Below are 2618 nucleotides of genomic sequence, written 5' to 3' on the forward strand. Positions count from 1 at the left end.
GATCGAAGGCGAGGGGCTGGTCGAGAATGCGCGCACGGTTGGGGCCTATACGGGCGAGCTGCTGCGCGCCTTGCAGGGTCGCCACGCCATGGTCGCCGATGTCAGGCATAACGGTCTTTATTTCGGCGTCGAGTTGACTGCGGAGGGGGACGAGGCGCTGGCCTCCACCAGGACGTCGGCGGTCGTCGAAGCCATGCGCGAGGACGGCGTGCTGATCTCGTCGTGCGGTCCGCGCGGCAACGTGCTGAAGATCAGGCCGCCGCTGCCGTTCGCCAGGGACAATGCCGAGCAACTTGCCGAAACGCTCGATCGCACCCTGTCGCGCTGGTGAGGGGATAGGAAAGGGGGCGGCGATCGACATGCTGAAGCTCGAACATCAGACCCTGAACGACCGCGCCTATGGCGCGCTCAAGCAGGAGCTGATTTCGGGCGGCTTCAGCCCGGGCCAGACATTGGTCATCCGCAAGCTTGCCGAGACGTTCGGCATTTCGACGACGCCGATCCGCGAGGCGCTGCAACGGCTCGTCGCCGAGCGGCTTCTGGAATTGCAGAACAACCGCTCGATCATCGTGGCCTTGCTGTCAGCCCCCGCCTTCGAGGAACTGACGCGCATCCGCGTCGCGGTGGAGGGGCTGGCGGGCGAGATGGCCGCCTCGCGCATCACCGAAGACGGGCTGGTCGACATACAGGCCACGCTGGCGGGCATGCAGCGCGCGATCGAGGCGGGCGACTCCGGGGCCTATCTCGCGCTCAACGAGGCCTTCCACTTCGCCATCTACCGGCATGCCGGCGCGCCGATCCTCCTCAACATGATCCGTGATCTCTGGGGGCGGGTTGGGCCCTATCTCAAGCTCCTGATGCAGGCTGAGCGCTACAAACCCCAGTCGAACGAGGCGCATCGCAAGATCGTCGCGGCATTGGCGCAGCGCAACGGCGCCGACGTCAGGACCTCCATAGAACAGGACATCGCCACGGCGGCAGCGGTGCTGGCGGGGAACCTTCGCGCGGCCGAATGACGACGCGATCCCGTCGCGCCCCGGCGATCGGCCTATCCGGTCTTGTCCAGCCGGTCGCGAAGCATGCTCCACGGCAGCAGCGCGTTCGGCGCGAAGCGCAGCAGGCTGTGGAACGGCATCGGCGACGGTGGCCCGAAGGGCAGCGGCAGATCGCGGGCGTCGGTTCCACCAGCCCAATCCGCAAGCACCTTGCCCAGGGCCGTGGTCATGGCGATGCCGCGGCCGTTGCAGGCGCGACCCGCGCTCAGCCCCGGTCCGAGAGAGCTGAGGTGGGGCCGGAAATCGGGTTCGACCGCAGCCATGCCCGACCAGCCATAGGCGAGCGGCGGCAGGTCCGGGAGCTCGAGATGCCGGGCCAGCCGCCGCCGGATCGTCTGCGGCAGGCGTCGTTCCGCACCCGCGCCGAAGACATGCATGCCGCCGCTGATCAGCCGGTTTTCGGCATCGAAGCGGTAGGTGAAGAGATTGCGTCTCGTGTCGCCGACGCCTTGCCCGTAGGGCAACAGGCGGCTGCGCACCTCGCGCGGCAGCGGCGCCGTCGCGATTTGGAAGATTTTCAGCGGGAAATAACTTTTCCGAAGCTCCGGATTGAGCCGTCCGCCATAGGCGTTGGTGGCGATCAGCACCTTTCCGGTGCGCACCGAACCCGTTTGCGTCTTCAGCGACCAGCCGTCCGCGATAGGGTCGATCGCGACGACGCGCGTGTGCTCGAACAGACGCGCGCCGGCTTTTTCCGCCACGTCGGCCAGGCCGCGCGCATAGGCGACCGGATTGAGCACGCCGCCGGAACGGTCCATCCAGCCGCCGGCATAGCCGCGCGCGCCGGTTAGCGCCTCCGTTTCTTGCCGGTCCAACACGACAGCCGGCCGGCCGCGCTGCGCCCATTGCCCTGCGCGTGATTTGACCTTTTCGAGCGCAACAGGGGAATGTGCCGGCTGGATCCAACCGCTCTGCACCGCGTCGCACTCGATGCCGTGCCGCCTGATCAGGCCGAAGACCAGATCGGCGCTGCCGGCCGCGAATTCGATCAGCCTCTCGCCGCGCTCGGGTCCAAGATGGGCCTTTATCGCATCCGGATCCATTTTGGCGAAGTTCGGCACGATGAAGCCGGCATTCCTGCCGGTAGCGCCCCAGGCGATGGTTTCGGCCTCGAGAACGGCGACCGAAAGACCTCTGGCCGCGGCATGCAAGGCCGTCGAAAGGCCGGTGAAGCCGCCGCCGACGATGGCAAGGTCGACATCGAGCTCGCCTTCCAGCGCCGGGCGGAGGCGGGTCTCACGGCTGACCGCGTGCCAAAGCGAAAGCGCTTCCTGCCGGGCCATTGCGGTCACGAGCCGCTCTCGCCGGCGGCCACCTTCGCCCGCTTGCCGAGCCGTGCCCGCCGCGGCCGTTCCCCGAACAGTCCGGTGGGGCGGACCAGGAGGATAATGCACAGCATGACGCCGAATGCCACGATCTGCAGGGATGCGGCGCGGGCCTGTTGCTCCGGCGGGAACAGCGCGCTGGTGAGCGTGCCCGACCCGGCCCATATCCCCCAGACCAGGATGCTGCCGATGACGCCACCGAGATTGCTGCCCGAGCCGCCGACGATCAGCATCACCC

At 67.8% G+C, this 2618-nt stretch carries 3 protein-coding genes and 1 pseudogene; 2 read left to right on the top strand and 2 right to left on the bottom strand.

The window, feature by feature from the left end; genetic code table 11:
* Both FJ980_RS29655 and FJ980_RS29660 read left to right on the top strand, forming a co-directional pair.
* On the top strand, nt 1-331 hold a 331-nt coding region (locus FJ980_RS29655), incomplete at its 5' end, for an aminotransferase class III-fold pyridoxal phosphate-dependent enzyme (RefSeq protein ID WP_140547179.1).
* A gap of 28 nt (nt 332-359) precedes the next feature.
* Nucleotides 360-1016 (top strand): GntR family transcriptional regulator, encoded by a 657-nt coding sequence (locus FJ980_RS29660; RefSeq protein WP_140547180.1) that lies wholly within the window; start codon nt 360-362, stop codon nt 1014-1016.
* 32 nt (nt 1017-1048) lie between these two features.
* Here FJ980_RS29660 and FJ980_RS29665 read toward each other — a convergent pair whose 3' ends face one another.
* Both FJ980_RS29665 and FJ980_RS29670 read right to left on the bottom strand, forming a co-directional pair.
* Nucleotides 1049-2338 (bottom strand): FAD-dependent oxidoreductase, encoded by a 1290-nt coding sequence (locus tag FJ980_RS29665; protein ID WP_246676600.1) that lies wholly within the window; start codon nt 2336-2338, stop codon nt 1049-1051.
* Nucleotides 2339-2343: 5 nt separating this feature from the next.
* Nucleotides 2344-2618 (bottom strand): annotated as a pseudogene (locus FJ980_RS29670) (branched-chain amino acid ABC transporter permease); the annotation flags it as partial.

It is taken from the genome of Mesorhizobium sp. B1-1-5, assembly GCF_006443065.1.
In the GTDB taxonomy this organism is placed as follows: domain Bacteria; phylum Pseudomonadota; class Alphaproteobacteria; order Rhizobiales; family Rhizobiaceae; genus Mesorhizobium.